This is a genomic window from Capnocytophaga sp. FDAARGOS_737, from assembly GCF_009730375.1.
Classification (GTDB): domain Bacteria; phylum Bacteroidota; class Bacteroidia; order Flavobacteriales; family Flavobacteriaceae; genus Capnocytophaga; species Capnocytophaga leadbetteri.
In genome coordinates this window covers 1277253-1301543 of sequence record NZ_CP046316.1, presented here as the reverse complement: position 1 = coordinate 1301543, position 24291 = coordinate 1277253, and the positions used below count along the sequence as shown (strand labels likewise).

The following is a 24291-nucleotide window of genomic DNA, read 5'->3' as shown; positions in this document are numbered from 1 at the left end:
ATTATGTCAAAATTCTACAACGAAATTGCGGAAAAATACGATTACATCTTTCCGTTATCACCAGCTCACCAAACCTTCTTTGCCATTGAACTATATGGCAAAACTGTTCTTGATGTAGGTGCTGCCACGGGCAATCTTACAGCTTACTTATTATCGCAAGGTTACGAGGTTACCGCTATTGACCTTAGCGAGCGACTCATTGCCGAAGCTACCAAGAAAGACATTGTGGTACAACCACTTAATATGCTTGATATTGACCAGCTTGCTGTCTTCAACAATATTGTTTGTATCGGTAATACATTGCCGCACCTCGATAGTAAAACTTCTGTACAGCTCTTTTTGCAAAAAGCCTATGGGCAACTGACTCAAAAGGGTAAACTTATTTTGCAAATAGTCAATTTTCAGAAGTATTTTGCCCAAAAGCAAGGCAATTATTTAGGTAATTTACCTCTTATAGCCAATAATAAGGTAAAATTTGAACGATTTTACTATCTAAATGACAGCGATAAAATCATCTTTAAGACTATTTTAGACGATACTATAGAAAATGAAGAGCTACTACAGCCTATTTTTGCTAATGAACTCACTGATTGGCTTATCAAAATAGGGTTTAAAAACCTTAAATTGTATGGCAATTTTAAGAAAGATCCTTTTGAGCCTGAAAAATCTATGGCGTTGATTGTGAGTGCTGAAAAATGAGTTTTGAACTAAGATTTTCGTATCTTACAAATATTGTGTATATTTGCACTTTTAAAATAATTAATAACAACTAGAAAATGTTATCAGTATCCAATTTATCAGTACAATTCGGTAAGCGTGTCCTCTTCGATGAGGTAAACGTAACCTTTACTCAAGGCAACTGCTACGGCATCATCGGTGCTAATGGAGCAGGCAAATCTACTTTCCTTAAAATTCTTTCAGGCAAGCAAGAACCTACTTCGGGGCGCGTTATCCTCGAACCTGGCAAACGTATGTCGGTGCTTGAGCAAGACCACTACGCTTATGACGATTACACCGTACTCGACACTGTGATTATGGGCAACAAAGTCCTTTCTAAAGTTAAGAAAGAGATGGACGACCTCTATGCTGACTACTCTGATGAGCACGCCGAGCGTATTGGTGAGCTACAGATGCAGTTTGACGAGATGAACGGCTGGAATGCCGAAAGTGATGCGGCTGCTTTGCTCTCTAACTTGGGTATTGCTGAGGATATGCACTACACTATGATGTCCGAAATGGACGGCAAACTCAAAGTGCGAGTACTTTTGGCGCAAGCGCTCTTCGGAAATCCTGATGTACTCATAATGGACGAGCCTACTAACGACCTCGATTTCGAGACTATTGGCTGGCTGGAGAACTTTTTGGCAAATTACGACAATACGGTGATTGTAGTCTCTCACGACCGTCACTTCCTTGATGCCGTTTGTACCCATATCTCGGATATTGACTTCGGAAAAATTAACCATTTTTCGGGTAACTATACTTTCTGGTACGAAAGTAGTCAGTTAGCAGCCCGTCAGCGTGCGCAACAGAACAAAAAGGCAGAAGAGAAAGCCAAAGAGTTGCAGGAATTTATTGCGCGCTTTAGTGCCAACGTGGCAAAATCAAAGCAGGCGACCTCTCGTAAGAAGATGTTGGAGAAACTTAATATCGAGGAAATCAAACCGTCTTCTCGCCGTTACCCTGCTATCATTTTCGAGCGTGACCGCGAGGCAGGCGACCAGATTCTACACGTGGAAAACCTCGCAGCTTCTATCGACGGACAGGTATTGTTCCAAAATGTGGACATCAACCTTGCCAAAGACGACAAAGTAGCCGTGATTTCTAAGGATTCGCGTGCCACCACTGCCTTTTATGAGATTCTCAACAACAACCTTAAGCCCGATGCGGGCACTTTTGCGTGGGGTATCACCACCTCACAGTCTTACCTGCCGGTGGATAACTCCGATTTCTTCACCCAAGACCTTTCTTTGGTGGATTGGTTGCGCCAATGGGCGAAAACAGAGGAAGAACGCGAGGAAGTATATGTGCGCGGGTTCTTGGGGAAGATGCTTTTCAGTGGCGAGGAAGCCCTTAAAAACTGTAAAGTGCTCTCAGGAGGCGAGAAAGTGCGCTGTATGCTCAGCCGTATGATGATGTTGCGCGCCAATGTGCTAATGCTCAACGAACCTACCAACCATTTGGATTTGGAGAGTATCACCGCCTTCAACAACTCGCTGAAAAACTTTAAAGGTACCGTGCTTTTCACCACTCACGACCACGAATTTTCGCAAACCGTTGCCAATCGTATCATCGAGCTTACCCCTAGTGGCATCATAGACCGCTATATGACCTTTGATGAGTATATGGACGACAAAAATATTCAGGAACTCCGAGAAAAGATGTATAAACAATGATTAACGGTTAATGATTAATGATTAATCAGAGCACTTTGGCAAAGCTCATTGTACAAAAAAGTGATTAAAATGAGCTTTGCCAGAGTTTTTTGAAATGGAAATAGGAAATTTATGTGATTTTTAATATGTAATATCAATTAAAATTAGTTATTAATAAAAATAAAGTGGCATGTTTAATTTAGATATTAGTCAAATAACGAACTCTTTTAGTATTTTTTCATTTAATTATTCAACTAAAAAGGAAATAGTATCCCAAAAAATAGAACAAATTCAAAAAGAAGAAGATAAAAAATCCATATCTGATAAAAGAGATTATAAAACTACTATGAGTGGTTCTAAAATTGAACTAATAGAGAAATTAGAAGAAGATATTGTTATATATTTATTTATTCAAAAGGAAAAAGAAAATGGTATTTCTTGGAATCTAATTGCGCCAATAGTAAAATGTTTGACAAGTAATACTATACTTCAATATGGACTAGGATTCTTTGCCTTGCAAGGAAGTGGGGGAGGGCTAAATAGTACAAATTCTATTTTTATTTCAGCAAAAAAACTAAAAGAAAAAGGATATAATGTCATTTTTTCCCCAAGAGTAATAAAAAGTAATCACTTACTAAAATAATTTGAGTATTGTGATAATAACCTTACATTAGATGATTTAGATAAAAATTCCATCTCATTATGTAATTATCTAATAAATGATACTTTTGAATTAATTTACAAAAAATATAATGAATTTCTAGAAAGATATTTTTCTAATAATGATAAAAAACGTAATTATTATGAGTTCTAAGACTAAAAATTATTTACAAACTCAATTATTCCCTGATGAAGATATTAAACAACCTAAACACGATGATATAATGTTTTGGTTGGATAAGAATATTAATGCTATTACAGAAGAAATTTTACCAAAAGATATTAGTAAATATATCAATAAATACGAAAAAGAAAATATCAATAATCAAATTAATAGAACAAAAGAGTATTTTCGAAGAATAGGAACAGAGGAAAGTATAGAGAATATTAAAAAACTCGATAATTTGAATTTATTCAATAAGGAATATATTAGAACGGTTCCTATAAATATAGAATTAAAAAATTGGGAGTTCCCTATAACTATTGGAGAAGAAAAGTATAAAAGAATTATAGGATTTGTTGATATGTTTGTAGGTTTTTATTTTCCTACATCTGCATATTTGCAAGGAATTGTTGAGGAAATAAAATATGGTGAAATTGTAAAATACAGATTAGAAGACACTATAGGTTTAAATTTCCATAGAAAATATAGATCTGTAGCTTTTGAAGTGAAAACAAAAATAGACTCTGTTGGAGAACTGATAAGACAAATTAATTATTACAGAAATGTACTAAGAGATACTATTTTTGTAGTTATTTCTGAGAATGATGAATATAAAGATATTCTTAATGATCAAAAAATAAAATTTATAAAGTATGAACCTGAAAAATATCTTTAACAATTTAATGTACTCAATATTTGTAATATTATATTACCTCTTTGTATAAACAGAGTTCAAAATAAAATTAAGCTTATAAAAAATGAAAATCATCGGGATTAGTGTGCGCACTACCAATCAGAACGGACAGGCAATGCAAGACATTGGAAACCTTTGGCAACGCTTTTTTAGCGAGCAACTTTTGACAAAAATACCCAATAAGGTAAGCGATGCCATTTACAGCATCTACACCGATTACCAAAAGGACTATACCGAGCCTTACACTTGCATAATAGGAGTAGAAGTTACCACGCTCAGCACGATTCCCGACGGCTTAGAGGGCAGGGAATTTCCTGAGCAAACCTTTCAAAAGTTTGTAGCCAAAGGCGCAATGCCTCAAGCAGTAGGGACAATGTGGCAACATATCTGGGACAACGACACCACACTCAATCGCACTTATATATATGACTATGAGCGCTACACAGAGAAGTCTCAGCAAGGAGATACCTCCGAAGTAGATATTTTTATAGGTGTAAAGGATTGATAAAAATTGGAAAAATAGCTATGGATTTAATGAAGGATTGGAATACCTACAAAGAAACTGAAGAGGCACAAAGGGTGATAGAACTTTTTGAGGAGGGAAGTCTGAATGATATTCTTCATACTTTTGTAAAGGAAGGGGCAGCTGAATTTCCTCTTTTTGAACATACTATCAAAAATGTGTTTGAATATTCGCTTATCCCTTATGATGTGCCTATCAAAGACCTTTTTCTTTACCTTATCGATAGTGGATTAAAGGGCTATTTAGTAGCTTCAGACTTTGTATTCGACATCTTTTTAGCTGAAGAATACGATTTTCTCATCGAACGAATGATTCCTACTTCTATAGGTCTTTTTGGCTTGGATAGAGAGGAGGATAACAATTGTTATGTACCTTATCTTTTTTATCACAACTTTAGCAAACTCAAGAAGATAGCAGCCCTCTCGCAGGTGGAAATGCCTCTTGTACCCACTAAAGAACAAGAAAGAGAACGAGTGCTATATTATTTAGATTTTTGTAATGTATGGAATACCTTTCGCAAAAATAATAACCTCTCAATGGCTGAATTATGCACTTTTCTTTATAATTTTGCACCCCAATATATTTAATATACTAGTACGATGTATTTAGAAAACAACGAAGAAAGCTATGCGGTTGCCAAATTCGAATCGATGTTGAAAGAGAATAACATTCTCTTTTTTGACGTAGATGAATTTGAAGAAATAATAGAATATTACTTACAATATGGGCGTATTAGCAAAGCAAAACGCGCCTTAGATATAGGACTTTCTCAGCACCCTTACGCCTCTTCTCTCAAACTTTTATACGCTGAGGAATTGGTATTTGAAGACCGTTTAGATGAGGCTACCCAGTTGCTTAGCGAACTTGAAGGTATTGAACCTATGAATGCAGAGGTATTTGTACAGAAAGCTAATCTATACTCTAAACTCAATCAACATCAGAAAGCTATTGAACTACTCATACACGCTGCTTCACTCACCGATGAGCTATCAGATGTATATGCGCTCATCGCTATGGAATACACCTACATAGAAGATTATCCTCAAGCTAAATACTACTTTACCAAATGTTTAGAGTGTGACCCTCAAGATTATACTGCCTTACAACAGTTGCTCTACTGCTATGAGGTTTTAGGACAGACTGCTGAGGCTAAAACTTTCTTAAACGACTACTTAGACCAAAATCCTTATTGCGAGATAGCGTGGTATTGCTTAGGTAAGCTCTATATCACTGATGATGACCTCAAAAATGCCCTTCGCTGTTTTGATTTTGCTATTATCAGCGATGATACCTTTACAGGTGCTTATTTTGAGAAAGCTCGTGTCTTAGAGGCTATGGAGCAGTATGAAAAAGCTATAGAAAATTATAAAATCACTCTTACTTTAGACGACCCCTCTGCCTTAGTTTATTTACATATAGGGCGTTGCTATGAGAAAATGCGCAACGACCAAAAGGCAGAAGAATACTATTTTAGAGCTACTCACGAAGACCCCCAGCTTGGCAAAGCATGGATTACTTTGGCAGATTTTTATTATTTACGCCGCAAACACGACAAAGCTCTTAAATACATTCAGAAATTGCTCTCTTTTGAGCCTAACGAACCTTATTATTGGCGCAGATATGCTGAGCTTAATTATTTTGAGCTCGGGAATATAGATGAAGCTGAATATGGTTATCGCAGAGCAGTACAAAATGGAGACTACTCATATGCTACCCTCATAGAGTGGATAGACCTAATGCTACTAACAGAAAAATATCAAGATGCGCTACCTATCATCTCTGATGTGGTTTTTATTTATCCTACTGAATTGGACAACTATTACCGTATTGCTTTAACTTACTATGGTTTAGGTGATGAGGCTAATGCTGAAAAATACTATCAATTAGGGTTAGCAAAAGCACCGCAATGGCAATCTTTTTTTGAAAGTAAGTTTAATTTTAAGATGTAGTCATTATGGGAATAGTGCTCCGTCAATCGTTTAAGAATGTAGTGGCTACCTATTTTGGGTTTGCCATAGGGGCACTCAATACCCTTTTCTTATTTACTTACTTCCTCTCTAAAGCTCAATACGGCTTGGTAAGCTATGTTACTTCCACAGCTACTATTCTCTCTCCGTTTATTTCCTTTGGCGTACATAACACTTGGGTACGCTATTACTCCGCTTATACCGATAGGCAAGAGCAAGCTAAGCTCAACTTGATGCTTTGTCTCTTACCATTACTCGTGATTCTACCTGCTACGCTTTTGGGCAGTATGGCTTACGAGCAAATCGCTCAGTGGCTTTCAGCTAAGAATGGTGAAGTACGTCCATATGTATGGCTTATTTTTCTTACAGCGGTAGCAATGGCTTACTTCGAGATTGCCTACGCGTGGATGCGAGTGCAACTCAAAACAGTCTTTGGTAATTTTCTAAAAGAAGTATTTCATAGGGTAGGGGTGATGCTTTTATTAGTAGCTATTTACTTTGGTGTTATTGATTTTCATCAGTTTATGTGGGGGGTACTCGGGGTGTATGCTTTGCGTATGCTTCTGATGATGGTCACCGCGTTCTATGTAAGGCGACCTACCTTTGCGTGGGGATTGCCACAAGGTAGAAAGGAAGTCTTCTTATACAGTTTATTCATTATCCTATCAGGGTCAGTAGCTTCTTTGTTGATGGATATTGATAAGTTTATGCTGAATCAATATTTGCCTATTGGTGAGATTGCGGTGTATAATGTAGCTATTTTTACGGCTACAGTAATAGCTATTCCCTACCGAAGTATGTACCAAATTGTTAGTCCGTTAACGGCTCAATTTATGAATCAAGGTAAGGCAGAGGAGTTGTCAGACTTATACAAGCGCAGTACAATAAATACTTATTTTGTGAGTATGGTTATTTGTGTGCTTATCATTGTGAATGCCCAGCAATGTTATGCTTTATTGCCTGATAAAGAGTACAGCACAGGGCTTTGGGTGCTCATTATCATATCTGTAGTAAAACTCTCTGATGCTTTAGTGGGATTTAACAATGCGGTATTACTCAATTCGCCTTACTATCGCACTGTGCTATTTTTGGGCGTTTTTTTGGTCATAGGCACTGTTTTAATGAATATGTGGCTTATTCCTCTTTACGGCATCAATGGGGCGGGAATAGCGACTCTAATAGCTTTTACTTCGTACAATTTACTCAAGTCGGTTTTTGTGTATCGCAAATACAGTTTACAGCCTTTTTACAAGGAAACGCTGCAAACCAGTCTCTTTGGTATTATAACTATAGGAGGTTTCTTCTTTTGGGATTTCCCGTTTCACCCTATTGTAAATATCAGCTTAAAATCATTACTAGTAGGGGGGCTAAGTATTTTTTTTCTTCTTAAATTTAATCTTTCACAAGAACTTGTAAAGCTAATCAGACGATCGTTTATCCTACACTAATCCTACACTAATCCTACACTAATCCTACACTAATCCTACACTAATCCTACACTAATCCTACACTGATCCTACACTGATCCTACACTGATCTTACACTCATCCTATACTCATTGTTTGGTGGCGTTAAGGAATAGGTGGGGTTAGAAATTATTGTTTTCCCTTTGGTAATTATTTATTATTTTGTAGTTTTGTGTAATGAAACTAACTATAACAAAATGACTTCAGAAGAAATAAAAGCCATTGTGTATTATATCCAAGGCTTACAAGCCCTTTGGAAAGAAGGTTATAATGCAGAAAAAGTAGGAGATTATACTTTCAATTTTATATGTAGAGACGTCAGAGACTATAATACCACAAATGAGCTGTGGGAGGTTATCAATGAGTTACAGTTTATGGGAGAAGGAGAAGAATCGGAAAAAACCAAAGAAGAAGTAGAGGCTCTCATTCAAGAAAAATTAGGAATTAGAATTTGCGACCCTATCAGTATACTCTCTTACACAATTAACTTGTTTATAAAGCAACTTGCCAATGATTTCTCAACCAATTCACTAGTTTTATCATTTATAGAACAGACAAAAGAGCTTATTACTTATCAAGAATATACTTTGGCATTGGAAAACTTACTGAAAAGCCTTTTGGAAAAATGTATTTTTATTCCAAGAGATACTTTGGCTATTATTGATGTCATAGAAGACTCTTATATCAAAAGATTACAGGCTTCATTATGGAGAGTATAACCTTATTGATTATGAAAAACATCACTACTTTAGAACTTCTTAGATATATGAAATATCGAGCACCAATGTATATTGGGAAGTATGATATATTTTACCTCAAAACTTTTTTCAATGGATGGACTCTTCGCTATAAAGGGGAAGATGTAGGGCTTCGATTGCTGCAACAAGGATTTTTCCCTTGGTTACAAGAAAAATACCCAAAGGATATTGATAATTGGGCAGAAAAGCTTTTTGTTATGTGGAAAAGTGAAAAAACAGCTTTGCTCTACTTCTTCCTATTATTCGATGAATTCTATAATAAGTATTTTTCTGAACATTCTCAGGATTTATCAATAGAGGAACTGATAGCTTTTATAGAACCTCACCCTGAGCTACATATTAGCAAAAAGAGTATTTTCGCTTTGGAAATATTTCTCAATGATTGGCAAGAAGCACACCCTGCAATACAAACAAAAGTATTAGGCGACTTTTATCTTTGGCTACAACAGATATATCCTAATGAAAAAACTAATAACTGGGCAAACTTGCTGTTTTCAGTTTTCAAAACAGAAGAGAATGCCTTAAAGCAGTTTTTCGAACTCTTTGGTGATTTTTGTTTAGAAAACAGTAAAAAAGGGAGCAACTCTTTGACATTGATTGAGCTAATTGAGCTTGTGAGAACTTCACCTGAGAAGTATATAGAGAAATATGATGTTGAATGTTTTCACGTTTTTCTAATAGGATATATGTTGCGAGATAACACCAAAATTCCTGGTGAAAAAATATTAACTGACTTCTACCATTGGTTACAGAAAAGGTATATTATTTATGATAGTAGAGGATGGTCAGGTATACTTCTGTTGGAAGCCAAAACAGGAAAAAAAGCATTAGATATGTTTTTTGAATTGTTTGATATTTTTCTTGGAAGAACTACAGAAGTAGTACCTCCTCCTCTAACACCTAAAGAAGTTGCCACTAAAGCAAAATATATACGAGGTCTGCAAAAAGTCCTAAAAAAGAAAGAATACAAACAAGGGGATGCTGAAACTTATACCTTATTCTTTGCAAGTAACCACAGAAAAACTGCAAGAGGATTACAGGTCATTATAGCTGATTTGTGTACGGATTATGAAAAGAAAAGAGATAAAGAAGAAATTGTACTTCTTGTTAGTGAGCGTTTAGGAATAGATATATAAACCTATCTTTATTGGGAACAACAAAATCCTATAATAAAACTATCACTTTTCTTTGGTAGGTTATTCTTTTTTATCTATCTTTGTCGGTGCTATTTGAAGAGTAATTAAATATTAAACTTACCAAAATATTATGTCTAAAGAATTAGAAAATGTAATGACCAATCACTTTGAAAAAAAACACCTTATCGCCTTGGTGTGTATAGTGATTGTAACTGCTGTGGTGTGGAATCTCCCTACCGAAGTTTTCCATATCAACGGATTGACAGTGGTTCACCAGCGTATTATCGCTATTTTTGTATTTGCTACCCTTATGTGGATTAGTGAGGCTATTCCTTCGTGGGCTACATCACTGGGTATCATCACTTTAATGTGTTTGACGGTTTCTAACCACAGTTTGTTCTTCTTTAAAGGAGAAGAAAATGAGGTGTTTGGAAAACTGCTCAGTAGTAAGGAGATTATGGCAACCTTTGCCAATCCTGTGATTATACTTTTTTTGGGTGGTTTTTTCTTGGCTATTGCTGCTACTAAATCGGGATTAGATGTCATGCTTGCAAAAAATCTAATACGTCCGTTTGGGCGTAAGAGTGAGAATGTGCTATTGGGCTTTTTGCTTATTACTGGGGTTTTCTCGATGTTTGTGAGTAATACGGCTACAGCAGCGATGATGCTTACTTTTCTTACTCCTGTCTTTGCCGCACTGCCTGCCAACGGCAAGGGGCGCGTGGCGCTAACGATGAGTATACCAATTGCGGCTAACTTAGGCGGTATGGCTACCCCTATTGGTACGCCGCCTAATGCTATTGCTTTGCAAGCGCTTAACGACCCTAAGGGACTGAATATGGGTATTGATTTTGGAGAGTGGATGGCATTTATGTTCCCATTGGTGCTTTTGTTGCTCTTCATCTCGTGGCGACTTATATTAAAATTCTTTCCTTTCACTCAAAAAACAATTAACTTACACATTTTAGGGAAAGTACATCAAGGTTGGCGTATGTGGATAGTAAGTAGCACTTTTGTCATTACTATTCTTTTATGGCTGCTCCCTAGTGAATTAACGGGGATTGATGCTAATACTGTTGCCTTAGTGCCTATGGGTGTTTTTGCTGCAACAGGTGTGATTACAGCCAAAGACCTACAATCTATCAACTGGAGCGTTATTTGGATGGTAGCGGGTGGTTTTGCCTTAGGTTTAGGTATTAATGATTCTGGCTTGGCTAAATTAGCTATTGATACGATACCCTTTGGGTCGTGGTCGCCTATTATAGTATTGATTGCCTCAGGATTTATTTGTTATCTTCTTAGTAACTTTATTTCTAATACGGCTGCAGCGGCCTTATTAATTCCTATTTTGGTAACTATTTGCCAAGGAATGGGGGATAGGTTGGGTGAGATAGGGGGTACTTCTACTGTGCTTATCGGGATAGCTTTGGCAGCCTCGTCAGCGATGTGTTTGCCTATATCGACGCCGCCTAATGCTATAGCTTATTCTACGGGATTAGTAAAACAAAACGATATGCTTAAAATGGGGCTTATTGTAGGAATAATAAGTATGATAATAGGATATCTTGTTTTGTTTTTAGTAGGAGAAATGCGTTTTTTAGGATAATATAAAAAAAATATCATCTTATGTATTTAGAGATAATTATATAATGAGTTAATATATTAAAAAAAATGAATTACGATAACTTTTTTCTTCCTGCAGAAAACTTTGATGAAAGCAAACGATTTTTTGCAGAGGTTTTAAATTTAAAAATCAAGTTTGATTTTTCAGAAATGGGAATGATAGCTTTCAGTGTGGAAGATGAAGAACCTGCTATTATTTTAAAGGATAAAACAAAATTTCCTAATACAAAACCAACTATTTGGTTAGAAGTGGATGATGTAAAACAAATATATGATGAGTTGCAAGAAAAGGGAGTGTCGTTTTTAAGTCCGCCATTTCCTATCAGAACAGGTTGGGCTATTGAGTTTTTAGACCCGTCGGGAAATGTATTAGGTTTTACTGATTACAAAGCAGAAAAATAAAAAAAGTAAGAGAGAAAAATAATTTTAAAAATCTTTTCTGCAAAGTAGAAAATATGAAGAACATTATTATAACAGGTACTAGTAGAGGTATAGGCTATGAACTAGTACAACAGTTAGCTACGGGAGGGCATAATATTCTAGCCCTTTCGCGGCATACTGCTACTATAGAGGCACTTAAATTGCCTAATGTACATTGCATTGCTTTTGATATTACGTTAGCTTCTGATAGGGAAGCAGTAGGGCATTTTGTGAAACGACAATGGCGAAATGTAGATATTCTTATTCACAATGCAGGGAGACTTATCAATAAACCTTTTGAAGAGCTTACTGAAGAGGATTTTTGGGAAGTGTATAAGGTGAATGTATTTGGGGTGGCTCAACTTACTCGACAACTATTACCTTTTATGGAGAAGGGCGCACACGTGGTAAGCATTAGCAGTATGGGCGGTATACAAGGAAGTTTGAAATTTGGCGGTTTGGCAGCTTATAGCTCATCTAAAGGCGCCCTTATTACCTTATCGGAGCTTTTGGCAGAAGAATATAAAGAACGAGGTATTATCTTTAATACTTTAGCTTTAGGAGCTGTGCAGACGGAAATGCTTGCTGAGGCTTTTCCTGACTATAAGGCTAATATTAGTCCCCAAGAAATGGCGCATTATATTGCTGATTTTGCACTTAATGGTAGTAAAGTATTTAATGGGAAGGTGCTACAAGTTGCTAATACAACACCGTGAAATAACTAAAAACTAATAAAATATGTACATCATTATTTTAACTTATCAGAAAGAGCTTTCAGAAGTTGAAAAACACTTAGAAGCGCATCGCACTTATTTAGACAAGCATTACGCTTCAGGACATTTTATTGCATCAGGCGCACAAGTACCTCGTGTAGGAGGTGTAATTTTGTGTAAGGCTGGCAATAAAGGAGAGGTAGAGACTATCATTGCCCAAGATCCTTTTTATCAACACCAAATAGCAACCTATCAGATTATTGAGTTTATTCCTACAAAATATTCTGAGGATTTCGGTAAAATACTCTTATAGGTAATAGCTAATATTTTATAAAGATATTACACTGAAATAAAGTATTTTACGATAAAAATATAAAGTGTTTGTTTAATGGTATATCTGTTTATAACCTTTATTCTGTAGTAAATATAGTTAAATTATATTGATAATCAGTTGTTTATATAGTATTTTGAGGAAACGAAAGTATTGTAAATAAAGATTACTAACTATTTCGTATAGGTTTTATTACTTATATTATCACTTTAAAATATTTATATAAATGTTTTATAACCAGTATTTTAATACAATAATAATATATGGGTAAAAATATTACTGCTACCACTAAGAAAAAACGCAGAACTAATCGTGCCAAGAAGGTAGGATTACCTGCTGGAAGTTTGGTGTATTTTGGCAACAAAGAAAAGGAAATTCATATAGATGTTATCACTTATAACGAGGCTTTCTGTCAGACTAAAAAAGTGAGTACTGCAGAAGAGGCTATTGCTTGTATTGACGGGCAACACTTTGCGTGGATAAACATCAACGGACTGAACAATATAGCTGAAATTAAAAAGATTGGAGCTTATACCCAGCTAAACGACCTGCTATTAGAAGATATATTAGACACAGAGCATCGCCCCAAAGTAGAGCTTTTGGAAGATAGTTTATTAGTGATTATCAAGATGTTATACTATAGCAGAGAGGAATTGGTATCAGAGCATTTGGCCTTATTGCTCGGTAAAAACTACTTAATTTCTTTTCAGGAAAGTGAAGGTGATGATGTGTTTGAGCCTATGCGCAAACGATTGCAGTTTGCTGATAGCAGTCTGCGAAAAAAGAAAGTGGACTATCTGTTATTCAGCTTGTTAGATAGTATAGTAGATAACTATTTAGTAGTGTCGGACAGTGTAAGTGATAAGATAGAAGCGTTAGAAGATGAGATTATCACCCACCCGCGTGAAGAGATGATTTCAGAAATACAAGAATTGAAGAAGAAATCTATTGTATTTTTGCAACGGACTATCATTCCGGCAAGAGAGGTAGTAAATCGCATAGAGAAAACGCCTCATCACCTTATTGAGACTGATACTAAGCATTATTTTAGAGACCTTCACGACCATACAGTGCAAATAGTAGATACTCTTAGCACTTATCGGGATATACTTTGGGGACTTACAGATACCTATATGGGGGCAATGAGCAATAAGATGAATAATATTATGCGTTTGCTAACCCTTATTTCTACTATTTTTATTCCGCTTACTTTTATTGTGGGCGTATATGGTATGAATTTTGACTTTATGCCAGAGCTGCGATGGTGGTGGGCATACCCTGCTGTATGGGTAGTAATGCTTGCTATTTCAGTAGCGATGATAGTCTATTTTAGGCGGAAGAAATGGTTATAATAAGATTACAAATGGCAAATAAAGACTGACAAATGAGTACATTTACTGATTTATTAAAAAGTGAAATACAGCTATTTATAAAAGAATATCAAGGAGTTACCACTGATTTACTATTAAAGAGTAATGTGTTTACAGAAGTAACTAACAAAGAGTTAGTACAACAAATACAAGGTAGACGAGTGGCTGTTAAGAAATTGCCTTTTTTACTACGAGAAGGAATTATTTATCCTAAAAATTTAAGTTTAGAACAAGCCTCTTCTGAAGCTACCGCTCGTTATAAAGCACAAGAGTTACGCGGAAAACGTTTTGCAGACCTTACTTGTGGTTTTGGTATTGATGCTTATTTTTTATCAGAGCAGTTTGAGGAGGTAACTTTAGTAGAAGAACAACCAGAATTGTTCAGTATTGTGCAGCATAATTGGGAAATATTAGGACGCAAGGCTACTTTTGTAAATAAAAAGGCTGAAGCGTTCTTAGCAGATACATCTCAACACTATGATGTTCTTTATATAGACCCTGCAAGACGCGATGCTCAACAGCAAAAAAAGTTTCTGTTAGAAGACCTATCTCCTAATATTTTAGAGTTGCAGCCTTTATTATTAGAAAAAGCTGACAAGGTGATTACTAAGCTTTCCCCACTAATTGATATACACTACTTACTTAATACCCTTGACAAGATAGCTTGTATAGAAGTAATAGCCCTACGGAATGAGGTAAAAGAAGTGTTAGTTATACAAGAGCCACACAGCTCTATTGGTGAAGTAGAGATAAGATGTATAAATTTGGAGAGTGAAGACCCTATTCTATCATTTACAAATAGAGAATTATCAGCATCAGAAGTGAGTTATAGTAGTCCAAAGAGTTATTTGTATATTCCTAATAACGCTTTGCTAAAATCAGGGGCGTTTAACTATATAGCAATGTATTTTGGATTAGAAAAACTAGATATAAATACTCATCTGTATACCTCTGCAGAGCTGAAGAAGCCTTTCCCTGGGCGTATCTTGGAGGTAACCCCCATTCATCATAAACAGATAAAGGCAAAATGCCATTATAATATTATAGCTAAGAACTACCCGCTTTCGGTAGCTGAGCTAAAGAAAAAGTACCACCTACAAGAAGGAGGTACTGATTATTTGATTTTTACTCGTTCTGTTTCGGGGATGGAGATGCTTTTAGGAAAGGAACAAAAATAATATATTAGCAAATATGGAAATAATCAATAAATACTTTCCTCAATTGAGTGAGGAACAACAACAACAATTTGCACAACTAAAACCCATTTACGAGGAATGGAATGCTAAAATAAACGTCATCTCGAGAAAAGATATGAGTGACTTTTATGAGCGGCACGTACTACATAGCTTAGCTATAGCTAAACGAATTAACTTCTGCAAAGGTACTGATATATTGGATGTAGGGACTGGTGGAGGCTTCCCTGGGATACCTTTGGCAGTACTCTTTCCTGAATGCAATTTCACTTTAGTTGATTCGATAGGAAAGAAGATTAAAGTAGTGCAAGAAGTAGTGAATACCTTAGAACTAAAAAATGTAACTGCTATGCAGATAAGAGCTGAGGAGCTAAAAGGAAGTTACGATTTTGTAGTGAGCAGAGCCGTAACCCAAATGCAGGACTTTGTGCCTTGGGTGAAAGGGAAATTTAAGAAGCAATCGAAGAATGAGTTAGCTAATGGTATCCTTTATCTGAAGGGAGGTGACCTTACTGATGAGTTGGCTCCATTCGCAAAAGCAGAGGTAACTGCTATTAGTGAGTATTTTGAGGAAGCCTTTTTTGAGACAAAGAAAGTGGTATATTTGATTTGTCAATGAGGCGATTGGTCAATTTGCTGATTTAACTAATAAGAAAATAAAAAGTGGTTAGTACCGATATAGGTGCTAACCACTTTTATTTTAAATCTTTTTGAGCTGTTGTTGTAACATCTTGATTTGCTCAGTCATCATATTTTGTTTATCGAGCTTTTTAGCTTCTGTTAGTAGTTCTTGGGCTTCACGCTTTTTACGTTTCTGAATCATTATGCCGGCTAAACTCATCTTAACCATTGCCTTGTCGTAATCCATAGTGAGACCTAATTGGAGCGCCTTGCGGAAGTACTTTTCTGCTTGGGTAAGGTTCTTGCGAGTGTAGATAACTCCGTACATATAGTTGTAATACCCTTGCTGTTTGCGCAATAAGGCAGTTTCAGGATCGGCTATTTTGCTGAGCCACTTCTCCATTCCTTCAAAATCTTGTTTGCGCAAGCGCAAGAAAGTGAGAAGAATAAACTCGTTGCGGAAATAGAGCAATACAGGGAAAAGCGATAATAATATCAGTGCGATACCATTACCAATATTGCCTTGTACAAACTGATATACAGCCCAAACTACGATAAGGGCAGCTACTACTAATTTCAGATATTTGTTCTGTAGATATTTCATTTCTATATAATTTTCTTAAAAGTCTGCAAAAGTACTTATTTTAGTTGAATAATGCTAATATTTAGTTACTTTTTTGTAAGAAGATTTCTTCAGGGTAGGTTACTTGAGTGAGAAACAGCCCACAAGCAGGTACTGAGGCTCCCGCTTTGCTACGGCTTTTGCTAATGATAATATCCTCAAAACCAGTGAGAGAGAGCTTTTGTAATCCTACATTGATAAGTGTACCCACAATAGCACGCACCATATTGCGCAGAAAACGATCGGCTGTAATGGTAAATACGAGTTCGCCCCCTACAACTGCCCAATGCGCTTCATAGATTTTACAATTAAACGTCTTTACATCGGTATGGGTTTTAGAAAAACACTGAAAGTCAGTATAATCAAAAAGTATTTGGGCTGCTTCATTCATTACATCGATATTGAGAGGAAGGGTGAGAGGCATACTGTAATTATACCTAAAAGGTGACTTTTCAATGCTTATATGGTACTGATAAGTGCGCTTTAGAGCATCAAAACGGGCGTGTGCATCGGGTTTTACGGCACAAATGCTATGTACTGCTATATCATACGGCAAGAAAGCATTGAGTTTCCGTACTAAATCATCAGAAAGTTCGCGTTCAGTATCAAAATGAGCGAACATCTGCAAGGCGTGCACACCACTATCAGTACGACCTGCACCTATCACACTGATTTCTTCTCTGAGAATAGTAGTCAGAGCGTTTTGCAGTACCCCTTGCACAGTGATAGCCTTGGGCTGTAGCTGCCAGCCGTGATAGTTTTTGCCATTATATGAGAATTCAATAAAGTAACGCATTTCTTTTTAATTCTAATAAAAAAAGTAGGAATTAAGTTTATTCCTACTTTTTATTTTTAGGTATTACTAAAATAGTAATTCCTTTGATTTATTATTGTCCTAATAATTTTTTAACACGTTGGAAGTTAGCACTATCGCCTAAAGCACCATAGATATTCTTAAGTTGCTCTAAGATATTTTCTACATTTCCGTTAGATTTAGTGAAATTCTCTAATATTTCAGCACCTTTTTTGAACAAATCGTCTTTTTGGTCGCGTAACTCATTAAATTTCTTAACATCAGCAGCAGAATTACCTAAAGCATTCATTTTCTCAATAAGTCCGTTACCTTCGTTGATATAAGTAGTTGAGATATTGAGAGCTGCATCGGCATAGCTTGGTTTAATTTTGAGAGCTTGCTCAAAAGCCTTACGTGCTTCGAGTACGTTGCCTTGTTGCATATTGATAACACCTATATTATAGTGTAAGTCAGCGTTCTTAGGGTCGAGCTGTGCTGCTTCTTGCATTAGTTCTTTGAACTTGTCTTTGTTATCTAATTGTAGGTATACGTTAGCTTCAGCAAGGATGATGTTAGCATCTTTTGGATACGCTTTTTTAGCATCTTCGAAAGCTTTGATAGCGTCTTCAGTTTTGTGTTGCTCTACGTAGATAAACGCAATATTCTTAACTATATCAGCACGCTTAGAAGGTGTTTTTTCGGTACGTGGTTTTTCGTGTGTATTGGCTTTCACCATTAGGTCACGTTGGTTTTTATCTCCGAAAGTTTCTTCTTTTTTAGTTTGCTTATTAGTAGCAATATAAAGAGTTTCGCTACCGTCATATCCTAAATCTTTAAGCTCTGTATAGAGTTTTACAGCCTTGTCATAATCTTTACCTTCTACAGATACTACAGCAGCATTGTATAAGAAAACAGTATCTTGAGGGCTTAAACGGTATACTTGCTCGAAAGCGATAGCAGCATTCTTATAGTTTTTGTTTTTGTAGTTTAGGTCAGCTTGTTTGGCAGCGATATTGATAACATCATTAGACAATTCTTTTAGCTGAGAGGTGTATTTACCTTTACCACCTTCGAGTTGTCTCACTTTAGTAAATGCTTGCCCTGCAGCTTGTAAAGAGCCTATTACATTGGTATTTTTCTTAGCCATTTCAACATTGGCTTGCGCTTCTAAGAAATAGTACTGAGGAGCAAACTCGGTACCCTCTACTGCAGTTTTTAGGGATTTTAAGCCTGCTTGAGCGGTGGTTAAATCGCCTTTACGGATTTGTTTTTCAATCTCTTTGAGTTCTTTTTTCTGTGCGAAAGCTGCTACTGAAATAAGTAGAGAAGCAGCAATTAATAATGGTTTTTTCATATTGTTTTGTAATTTTAACCTTGTTTTATACGTATTTCGAGTGGCAAATGTATTACATTTTTTTGAAAGTACCAAATTTTAATTAGGAAATTTGTCGATTTGCTGATTTGCTACTTAGGTTAATGGGAGGGCTGAGAGAATTGAGAAGTTTGAGAGGATAGGGTAAATAGGGTGGAGGTAGCATATTTTTCTGGTTTTGGGAGGATGATTAGACGTTTATACTTTGCTCATCTTTCGCTAATTGTTCGCTCTTCTTGTATCTTTCCTATATCTATAGTAAAGGGTAGGTGTAAAGAGAAAAATTTTCTGAGAAAGAGATTGGGAAGGCTGGGAGGAAATAAATTAGCAAATTAGTAAATTAGCAAATTAGCCAATTGGAAAATGAGTAAATTTGCTCATTTGCCAATTAATTACTACTTTTGCAGCGCAATAGAATATTGATAACTATGTATGCATTATTCAAAAAAGAAGTCCGTTATTTTTTTACTTCGGCTATAGGGCTCACCATCATAGGGCTATTCGTAGTGCTTAACGGGCTGTTCTTATGTGTTTTCAAAACTGATTATAACCTTTTTAACGCTGGGTTTGCTGACTTACTACCCTTTTTTCGCCTCTCATCGTGGCTATTCGTTTTCTTAGTGCCTGCCCTGACGATGCGCAGTATTTCTGAAGAAAAACGCAGCGGTATGCTATCTCTGCTCTTCACTAAACCTGTTAGCACTCTACAAATAGTATTTGGTAAGTATTTGGGCGTTCTCTTTTTGCTCTTTATCACCTTATTACCTTCTACGATTTTCGTCTATATGCTATGGGTATTGGGTAATCCTGTGGGTAATTTGGGTATCGCTGAGACAGTAGGCTCGTATATAGCTCTGTTCTTGCTTATCGCTACTTTTGCCGCTATAGGGCTATGGGCTTCAGCTATTGGTAGCAGCCAGATGGTATCGTTTGTACTGGCTGCCTTTTTGTGCTTCTTTTTCTTCTTTGGCTTTGACCAATTGCTGAGTTTGCTGCTGCCTGATGCTACAGGTTATGGGCTGCAAGTGCATTTTGACGCTATTTCGCGCGGGGTGCTTGACACTCGTAATATTATCTATTTTTTGTCTATTATACTATTTTTTATATATCTCACTACCTTATCACTCAAAGCCTATAAACGATGAAAAGATACTTTAACAATACGTTCAGTAGGGTAGGGGGGGCACTACTTTTGCTACTGGCTATCAACTATATAGCCCAACAATGGCACAGCCGTATCGACCTAACTCAGGACAAGCGTTATACCCTATCGGAAACTACGCGCAAGACCCTAAGCCAAATACAGCAACCTTTGGTAATAGATGTGCTGCTGAAGGGCAATATTCCTACTGAATTTAAAAAACTACAGACTGAGGCGGTACAGCTATTAGAGGAATATACGGCTGCTAATGACCACTTAATCGTGAATTTCGTGAATCCGCTTGAAGATGAACCCAACGCTGATGCTGCTATACAAAACCTTATAAATAACGGACTGCAACCGCTGCAGATAGCACAAACAGAAGCCGGTAAATCGTCAGTAGAATATATATTCCCTTGGGCTGTAATAAGCGATGGCAAGCGAGTAGAAAAAGTACGCCTATTTATCGACAAACTTGGTACTACTGACCAAGAGCGAGTGCAGAACTCGGTACAGCGATTAGAGTACAACCTGACTGATGCTCTACACAAATTCACTGTAAAAAAACAAAAAAAGATAGCTATACTAAGAAGTAATGGCACTTTGGAAGACGTTTATCTATACGATTTCCTGAAAACAGCACGCGAATACTACTTTATAGCTCCTTTTACACTCGATTCGGTGGCTACTAATGCCGAAAAGACCCTAAAAGATTTAGAAAAGTTTGATTTGCTATTGGTAGCCAAGCCTACAAGTCCTTTTTCGGACGAACAAAAGCAGGTAATAGACCAATATATAATGAACGGAGGGCGAGTGCTATGGCTAATAGACCAAGTGAATGTATCATTAGAAGATATGTACAAAACAGGGGGGGTGACTATGGCAATGCCTATTGACCTAAACCTTACTGATATGTTTTTTCAGTACGGTTTTCGCCTTAATTACACCTTAATAAACGACCTTTATTTTTCTGAAATAGTAGTGGCTACAGGAGACGGATCGCAATCGCGGTATATGAATATCCCTTGGGTGTATAATCCTATGGTGCTATCGAGCAATAACCACTTAATAAACAGTAATTTAGATGCGGTAAGGCTACAGTTTGCCAATGGTATAGACACGCTTAAAAACGGGGTAAAAAAGACGGTACTGCTCAGCAGTTCGCCTTTCTCTAAAGCTGATGGTACACCGCGTGAAATCAACTTGCGTATAGACCCAAAAGCGATGAACAAAGAGCTTTACAAAAAGGGCAATATTCCTTTGGCTGTACTATTAGAAGGGGAGTTCAAATCGATGTATAAAGACAGGGTACGCCCATTAGAACTAAAAGAAAACGCGACCCTAAGTCGCCCTACTAAAATGATAGTGGTATCGGACGGCGATATTATTAAGAACGACTTTGACAGTCAGCACAAAATGCCTTTAGAACTCGGTTTTGACCGTTGGACAAGTAAATACTATGACAATAAGGCTTTTCTGCAAAATGCCATGAACTATCTGTTACACGATACCGAGTTTTTGACACTGCGCAACAAGAAAGTACAATTGGCATTTTTAGACAAAGAAAAAGTGGCTGAAAGTGCAAAAGCTTGGCAGATAAAGGTTTTCTTGTATCCGCTTTTAGTATTAGTGATAGTGATGCTATTGTCGGGATATTTTTATAGAAAGAAAAACAAGAGATAATTTGACGATTTGGCGATTTGACGATTTGGCGATTTGTCAATTAGAGGACGTAAATAATTAAAATAAAAAATATGAAAAGAGTAGTAGTAGGACTTAGTGGAGGGGTAGACAGTAGTGTGGCGGCGTATCTGCTTAAAGAGCAAGGTTATGAAGTGATTGGGCTCTTTATGAAGAATTGGCACGATGATTCGGTAACCATTTCAGATGAATGTCCTTGGTTAGAAGATAGTAACGATGCCTTGTTGGTAGCCGAGAAATTGGGTATCCCTTTTCAAACAGTGGATATGAGTGAGCCCTATAAAGCACGCATTGTGGACTATATGTTTAACGAGTACGAGCACGGCAGGACTCCGAACCCTGATGTGCTGTGCAACCGCGAAATAAAATTCGACGTATTTATGAAACTCGCCCTTAGCTTAGGGGCTGACTATGTGGCTACAGGGCATTATTGCCGAAAAGAAGAAATCAGTGTAAACGGACAGCCCGTATACCGACTATTAGCGGGTAAAGACGCTAACAAAGACCAATCGTATTTTTTATGCCAACTCTCTCAGGAACAGCTAAGTAAAGCACTTTTCCCAATAGGAGAACTGCAAAAATCGGAGGTGAGAGCTATCGCTAAAGCACAAGACTTAGTAACTGCGGATAAGAAAGATTCGCAAGGACTATGCTTTATAGGAAAAGTACGTTTGCCAGAATTTCTACAGCAAAAACTACAGCCCAAAGAAGGCGACATTATAGAAATACCTAACGACTGGGAAGGTTATGCTGCTTTTGACCATCCACGAGTTTTTGATACTTATGAGGGCGAATTGGAATACCAATCGCAGCGCTTTGTCTACAAAAGAGAAGATGGCAAAAAAGTAGGTACCCACTCAGGAGCCCATTATTTTACCAAAGGACAACGCAAAGGGCTGAATGTTGGTGGCACCAAAGAACCACTATTCGTTATTGAGACAGATATAGATGAAAATATTATCTATACAGGACAAGGGCACGCACATCGCGGGTTGTTTCGCAATGCTTTGTTTATAGCTGAATCTGACATTCATTGGATACGCGAAGATTTAGCCCTTAAAGAAGGAAAAACAGCTACTTATATGGTAAGGATACGCTACAGACAACCGCTACAACGGGCTGTGCTATACCGCGCTCCTAATGGCTTGTACATACACTTTGAGGAACCGCAAAGCGCCATCACTGAAGGACAATTTGCAGCGTGGTATACTGATGATGAGCTTATAGGCAGCGGTGTTATTAATTAATGATTAATTTGAGGCAGCAAGCTGTTCAGCCTAGTTTCGGGCTATCTACGATTAATCCATAATGTATATTATGTAAAATAGGAGAATAGAAAAGAGGGCTTTGCCTTAATAGCATATATGAAAAAAGTATTAATCATAACTTATTATTGGAAACCTGCAGGTGGCCCTGGAGTACAACGATGGCTGAAGTTTGCTAAATATTTGCGTGACTTTGGTATTGAGCCTATAATATACACTCCTGAAAATCCTACTTATCCGCTTATTGATGAGGCTATAGCTGATGATTTGCCAGCAGACCTACAAGTCATCAAGCAGCCTATATGGGAGCCTTATGGCTTAGCATCGCTTTTTTCTAAAAAGAAAACCCAAAAAATTAGCGCAGGGATTATACCTCGCAAGAAAGTATCGGTATTAGAGAAACTAATGCTATGGATACGTGGCAATCTGTTTATACCTGATGCGCGCAAGTTTTGGGTAAAACCCTCAGTGAAATATCTCGCTGCTTACATACGCGAACAGCATATAGAAACGATTATCACCACTTCGCCCCCCCATAGCGTGCACTTAATAGGTTACCAACTAAAGAAGCAATTACCTTATTTGCAGTGGATTAGTGACTTTCGTGACCCTTGGACTACTATTGGTTATTACAAAGACCTACGGCTAACCCGATGGGCTGATGCACGTCAGCATTATTGGGAAAAGGAAGTGCTACAACTCTCAGACAAAATAATAACCACTAGTTTTAAGACTAAAAGAGATTTTCAGAAGCTGACTGATACCCCTATAACGGTAATTACCAATGGTTATGACCTTGAAACAACAGTAACCCCTCCCCTATCGGAAAAGTTTCTTATTGCCCATATAGGTTCGTTATTATCTGATAGAAACCCCAAAATACTATGGGAAGTATTGGCTGAAATGGTGCGTGAAGTACCCCATTTTGCTGATGATTTTAGCCTCTGTTTTGCCGGTAAGGTAAGTGAAGAGATAGAAGAGGAAATTCATAATCAGGGGCTTACCCCCTATTATACTTATAAGGGATACATAAGTCATCAGCAGGCTGTAGAGCTGCAAAAATCTTCGCAGGTATTGCTACTTATAGAGATAGATTCGGAAGACACTCAAGGGATTATAGCCGGCAAGTTATTTGAATATATAGTTTCGGGGAGACCCATTATAGCCATAGGGCCCAAGGATTGGGATGTTATGCCTATACTTACAGAAACACAGACCGGCACCTTTGTTGGGTATGAGGATAAAACCCTGCTGAAACAACAATTAGAGGCTTATTACAAAGAGTTTAAGGCAGGCACCCTTAGCACAACCCCCCTAGGCATAGAACGATACAGCAGAAAGGCTTTAACAGAGCAATTAGCAAGGCTGATAAATGATAAATAGC

General features: G+C 37.1%; 24 protein-coding genes. 21 read left to right on the top strand and 3 right to left on the bottom strand.

What is annotated here, in order from left to right:
* The first annotated feature begins 3 nt into the window (after positions 1-3).
* The 17 genes from FOC45_RS05820 to rsmG all read left to right on the top strand — a co-directional run bounded on the left by FOC45_RS05820 (position 4) and on the right by rsmG (position 16011).
* Positions 4-699 carry a bifunctional 2-polyprenyl-6-hydroxyphenol methylase/3-demethylubiquinol 3-O-methyltransferase UbiG gene (locus FOC45_RS05820; RefSeq protein WP_009392257.1) on the top strand — a complete coding sequence of 232 codons (696 nt, stop codon included), beginning with the start codon at positions 4-6 and terminating at the stop codon, positions 697-699.
* A 77-nt stretch (positions 700-776) separates the two neighbouring features.
* Positions 777-2396 carry an ABC-F family ATP-binding cassette domain-containing protein gene (locus tag FOC45_RS05815; RefSeq protein ID WP_009392262.1) on the top strand — a complete coding sequence of 540 codons (1620 nt, stop codon included), beginning with the start codon at positions 777-779 and terminating at the stop codon, positions 2394-2396.
* 169 nt (positions 2397-2565) lie between these two features.
* Positions 2566-3018 carry a hypothetical protein gene (locus FOC45_RS05810; protein WP_009392266.1) on the top strand — a complete coding sequence of 151 codons (453 nt, stop codon included), beginning with the start codon at positions 2566-2568 and terminating at the stop codon, positions 3016-3018.
* Positions 3019-3178: 160 nt separating this feature from the next.
* On the top strand, positions 3179-3874 hold the full coding sequence (locus tag FOC45_RS05805) for a hypothetical protein (RefSeq protein WP_155846610.1): 696 nt from the start codon (positions 3179-3181) through the stop codon (positions 3872-3874).
* Positions 3875-3956: 82 nt separating this feature from the next.
* The gene (locus tag FOC45_RS05800; RefSeq protein ID WP_009392269.1) at positions 3957-4397 is read left to right on the top strand and encodes a GyrI-like domain-containing protein; all 441 of its coding nucleotides are present in this window, start codon (positions 3957-3959) and stop codon (positions 4395-4397) included.
* Between the two features lie 20 nt (positions 4398-4417).
* Entirely contained in the window at positions 4418-5002 is a 585-nt protein-coding gene (locus FOC45_RS05795) for a hypothetical protein (RefSeq protein WP_034539228.1), read from the top strand.
* A 12-nt stretch (positions 5003-5014) separates the two neighbouring features.
* Positions 5015-6364, top strand: coding sequence for a lipopolysaccharide assembly protein LapB (locus FOC45_RS05790; protein ID WP_009392272.1), 1350 nt, complete (start codon positions 5015-5017; stop codon positions 6362-6364).
* 5 nt (positions 6365-6369) lie between these two features.
* A complete protein-coding gene (locus FOC45_RS05785) occupies positions 6370-7830 on the top strand; it encodes a lipopolysaccharide biosynthesis protein (protein WP_009392274.1) in 1461 nt (486 codons plus the stop codon).
* A gap of 215 nt (positions 7831-8045) precedes the next feature.
* Positions 8046-8567, top strand: coding sequence for a hypothetical protein (locus FOC45_RS05780; protein ID WP_034539190.1), 522 nt, complete (start codon positions 8046-8048; stop codon positions 8565-8567).
* Positions 8568-8578: 11 nt separating this feature from the next.
* Positions 8579-9742: a hypothetical protein gene (locus tag FOC45_RS05775; RefSeq protein ID WP_155846609.1), complete on the top strand. Its 1164-nt coding sequence runs from the start codon at positions 8579-8581 to the stop codon at positions 9740-9742.
* A gap of 130 nt (positions 9743-9872) precedes the next feature.
* Entirely contained in the window at positions 9873-11348 is a 1476-nt protein-coding gene (locus FOC45_RS05770; RefSeq protein ID WP_009392277.1) for a DASS family sodium-coupled anion symporter, read from the top strand.
* A 65-nt stretch (positions 11349-11413) separates the two neighbouring features.
* Positions 11414-11767 (top strand): VOC family protein, encoded by a 354-nt coding sequence (locus FOC45_RS05765; RefSeq protein ID WP_009392278.1) that lies wholly within the window; start codon positions 11414-11416, stop codon positions 11765-11767.
* 53 nt (positions 11768-11820) lie between these two features.
* Entirely contained in the window at positions 11821-12501 is a 681-nt protein-coding gene (locus FOC45_RS05760) for an SDR family oxidoreductase (RefSeq protein ID WP_009392279.1), read from the top strand.
* 22 nt (positions 12502-12523) lie between these two features.
* Positions 12524-12811, top strand: a complete 288-nt coding sequence (locus tag FOC45_RS05755) for a YciI family protein (RefSeq protein WP_009392281.1) — start codon at positions 12524-12526, stop codon at positions 12809-12811.
* A 281-nt stretch (positions 12812-13092) separates the two neighbouring features.
* On the top strand, positions 13093-14181 hold the full coding sequence (gene corA, locus FOC45_RS05750) for a magnesium/cobalt transporter CorA (protein WP_009392282.1): 1089 nt from the start codon (positions 13093-13095) through the stop codon (positions 14179-14181).
* Positions 14182-14213: 32 nt separating this feature from the next.
* Entirely contained in the window at positions 14214-15377 is a 1164-nt protein-coding gene (locus FOC45_RS05745; protein WP_009392283.1) for a class I SAM-dependent methyltransferase, read from the top strand.
* Positions 15378-15390: 13 nt separating this feature from the next.
* Positions 15391-16011: a 16S rRNA (guanine(527)-N(7))-methyltransferase RsmG gene (rsmG, locus tag FOC45_RS05740; RefSeq protein WP_009392284.1), complete on the top strand. Its 621-nt coding sequence runs from the start codon at positions 15391-15393 to the stop codon at positions 16009-16011.
* 81 nt (positions 16012-16092) lie between these two features.
* Here rsmG and FOC45_RS05735 read toward each other — a convergent pair whose 3' ends face one another.
* The 3 genes from FOC45_RS05735 to FOC45_RS05725 all read right to left on the bottom strand — a co-directional run bounded on the left by FOC45_RS05735 (position 16093) and on the right by FOC45_RS05725 (position 18782).
* Complete coding sequence (locus FOC45_RS05735; protein ID WP_009392285.1) at positions 16093-16617, bottom strand: hypothetical protein; 525 nt, start codon at positions 16615-16617, stop codon at positions 16093-16095.
* Between the two features lie 61 nt (positions 16618-16678).
* The gene (gene truA / locus FOC45_RS05730; protein WP_009392288.1) at positions 16679-17431 is read right to left on the bottom strand and encodes a tRNA pseudouridine(38-40) synthase TruA; all 753 of its coding nucleotides are present in this window, start codon (positions 17429-17431) and stop codon (positions 16679-16681) included.
* A 91-nt stretch (positions 17432-17522) separates the two neighbouring features.
* A complete protein-coding gene (locus FOC45_RS05725; RefSeq protein WP_009392289.1) occupies positions 17523-18782 on the bottom strand; it encodes a lipopolysaccharide assembly protein LapB in 1260 nt (419 codons plus the stop codon).
* Between the two features lie 446 nt (positions 18783-19228).
* Here FOC45_RS05725 and FOC45_RS05720 point away from each other — a divergent pair, with 446 nt between their 5' ends.
* From FOC45_RS05720 to FOC45_RS05705, 4 genes are all read left to right on the top strand, one after another.
* The gene (locus tag FOC45_RS05720) at positions 19229-19945 is read left to right on the top strand and encodes an ABC transporter permease subunit (protein ID WP_009392291.1); all 717 of its coding nucleotides are present in this window, start codon (positions 19229-19231) and stop codon (positions 19943-19945) included.
* Positions 19942-21624, top strand: a complete 1683-nt coding sequence (gldG, locus tag FOC45_RS05715) for a gliding motility-associated ABC transporter substrate-binding protein GldG (RefSeq protein WP_009392293.1) — start codon at positions 19942-19944, stop codon at positions 21622-21624. Before FOC45_RS05720 ends, gldG begins: the two co-directional genes overlap by 4 nt.
* Before the next feature lie 71 nt (positions 21625-21695).
* Positions 21696-22889 (top strand): tRNA 2-thiouridine(34) synthase MnmA, encoded by a 1194-nt coding sequence (gene mnmA, locus FOC45_RS05710; protein ID WP_009392295.1) that lies wholly within the window; start codon positions 21696-21698, stop codon positions 22887-22889.
* Between the two features lie 117 nt (positions 22890-23006).
* The gene (locus FOC45_RS05705; protein WP_009392297.1) at positions 23007-24290 is read left to right on the top strand and encodes a glycosyltransferase; all 1284 of its coding nucleotides are present in this window, start codon (positions 23007-23009) and stop codon (positions 24288-24290) included.
* The last annotated feature ends 1 nt before the right edge of the window (position 24291 follow it).

Coding starts and splice junctions, on each gene's coding strand:
- FOC45_RS05820 (WP_009392257.1), top strand. CDS start 4: ATGTCAAAATTCTACAACGAAATTGCGGAAAAATACGATTACATCTTT.
- FOC45_RS05815 (WP_009392262.1), top strand. CDS start 777: ATGTTATCAGTATCCAATTTATCAGTACAATTCGGTAAGCGTGTCCTC.
- FOC45_RS05810 (WP_009392266.1), top strand. CDS start 2,566: ATGTTTAATTTAGATATTAGTCAAATAACGAACTCTTTTAGTATTTTT.
- FOC45_RS05805 (WP_155846610.1), top strand. CDS start 3,179: ATGAGTTCTAAGACTAAAAATTATTTACAAACTCAATTATTCCCTGAT.
- FOC45_RS05800 (WP_009392269.1), top strand. CDS start 3,957: ATGAAAATCATCGGGATTAGTGTGCGCACTACCAATCAGAACGGACAG.
- FOC45_RS05795 (WP_034539228.1), top strand. CDS start 4,418: ATGGATTTAATGAAGGATTGGAATACCTACAAAGAAACTGAAGAGGCA.
- FOC45_RS05790 (WP_009392272.1), top strand. CDS start 5,015: ATGTATTTAGAAAACAACGAAGAAAGCTATGCGGTTGCCAAATTCGAA.
- FOC45_RS05785 (WP_009392274.1), top strand. CDS start 6,370: ATGGGAATAGTGCTCCGTCAATCGTTTAAGAATGTAGTGGCTACCTAT.
- FOC45_RS05780 (WP_034539190.1), top strand. CDS start 8,046: ATGACTTCAGAAGAAATAAAAGCCATTGTGTATTATATCCAAGGCTTA.
- FOC45_RS05775 (WP_155846609.1), top strand. CDS start 8,579: ATGAAAAACATCACTACTTTAGAACTTCTTAGATATATGAAATATCGA.
- FOC45_RS05770 (WP_009392277.1), top strand. CDS start 9,873: ATGTCTAAAGAATTAGAAAATGTAATGACCAATCACTTTGAAAAAAAA.
- FOC45_RS05765 (WP_009392278.1), top strand. CDS start 11,414: ATGAATTACGATAACTTTTTTCTTCCTGCAGAAAACTTTGATGAAAGC.
- FOC45_RS05760 (WP_009392279.1), top strand. CDS start 11,821: ATGAAGAACATTATTATAACAGGTACTAGTAGAGGTATAGGCTATGAA.
- FOC45_RS05755 (WP_009392281.1), top strand. CDS start 12,524: ATGTACATCATTATTTTAACTTATCAGAAAGAGCTTTCAGAAGTTGAA.
- corA (WP_009392282.1), top strand. CDS start 13,093: ATGGGTAAAAATATTACTGCTACCACTAAGAAAAAACGCAGAACTAAT.
- FOC45_RS05745 (WP_009392283.1), top strand. CDS start 14,214: ATGAGTACATTTACTGATTTATTAAAAAGTGAAATACAGCTATTTATA.
- rsmG (WP_009392284.1), top strand. CDS start 15,391: ATGGAAATAATCAATAAATACTTTCCTCAATTGAGTGAGGAACAACAA.
- FOC45_RS05735 (WP_009392285.1), bottom strand. CDS start 16,617: ATGAAATATCTACAGAACAAATATCTGAAATTAGTAGTAGCTGCCCTT.
- truA (WP_009392288.1), bottom strand. CDS start 17,431: ATGCGTTACTTTATTGAATTCTCATATAATGGCAAAAACTATCACGGC.
- FOC45_RS05725 (WP_009392289.1), bottom strand. CDS start 18,782: ATGAAAAAACCATTATTAATTGCTGCTTCTCTACTTATTTCAGTAGCA.
- FOC45_RS05720 (WP_009392291.1), top strand. CDS start 19,229: ATGTATGCATTATTCAAAAAAGAAGTCCGTTATTTTTTTACTTCGGCT.
- gldG (WP_009392293.1), top strand. CDS start 19,942: ATGAAAAGATACTTTAACAATACGTTCAGTAGGGTAGGGGGGGCACTA.
- mnmA (WP_009392295.1), top strand. CDS start 21,696: ATGAAAAGAGTAGTAGTAGGACTTAGTGGAGGGGTAGACAGTAGTGTG.
- FOC45_RS05705 (WP_009392297.1), top strand. CDS start 23,007: ATGAAAAAAGTATTAATCATAACTTATTATTGGAAACCTGCAGGTGGC.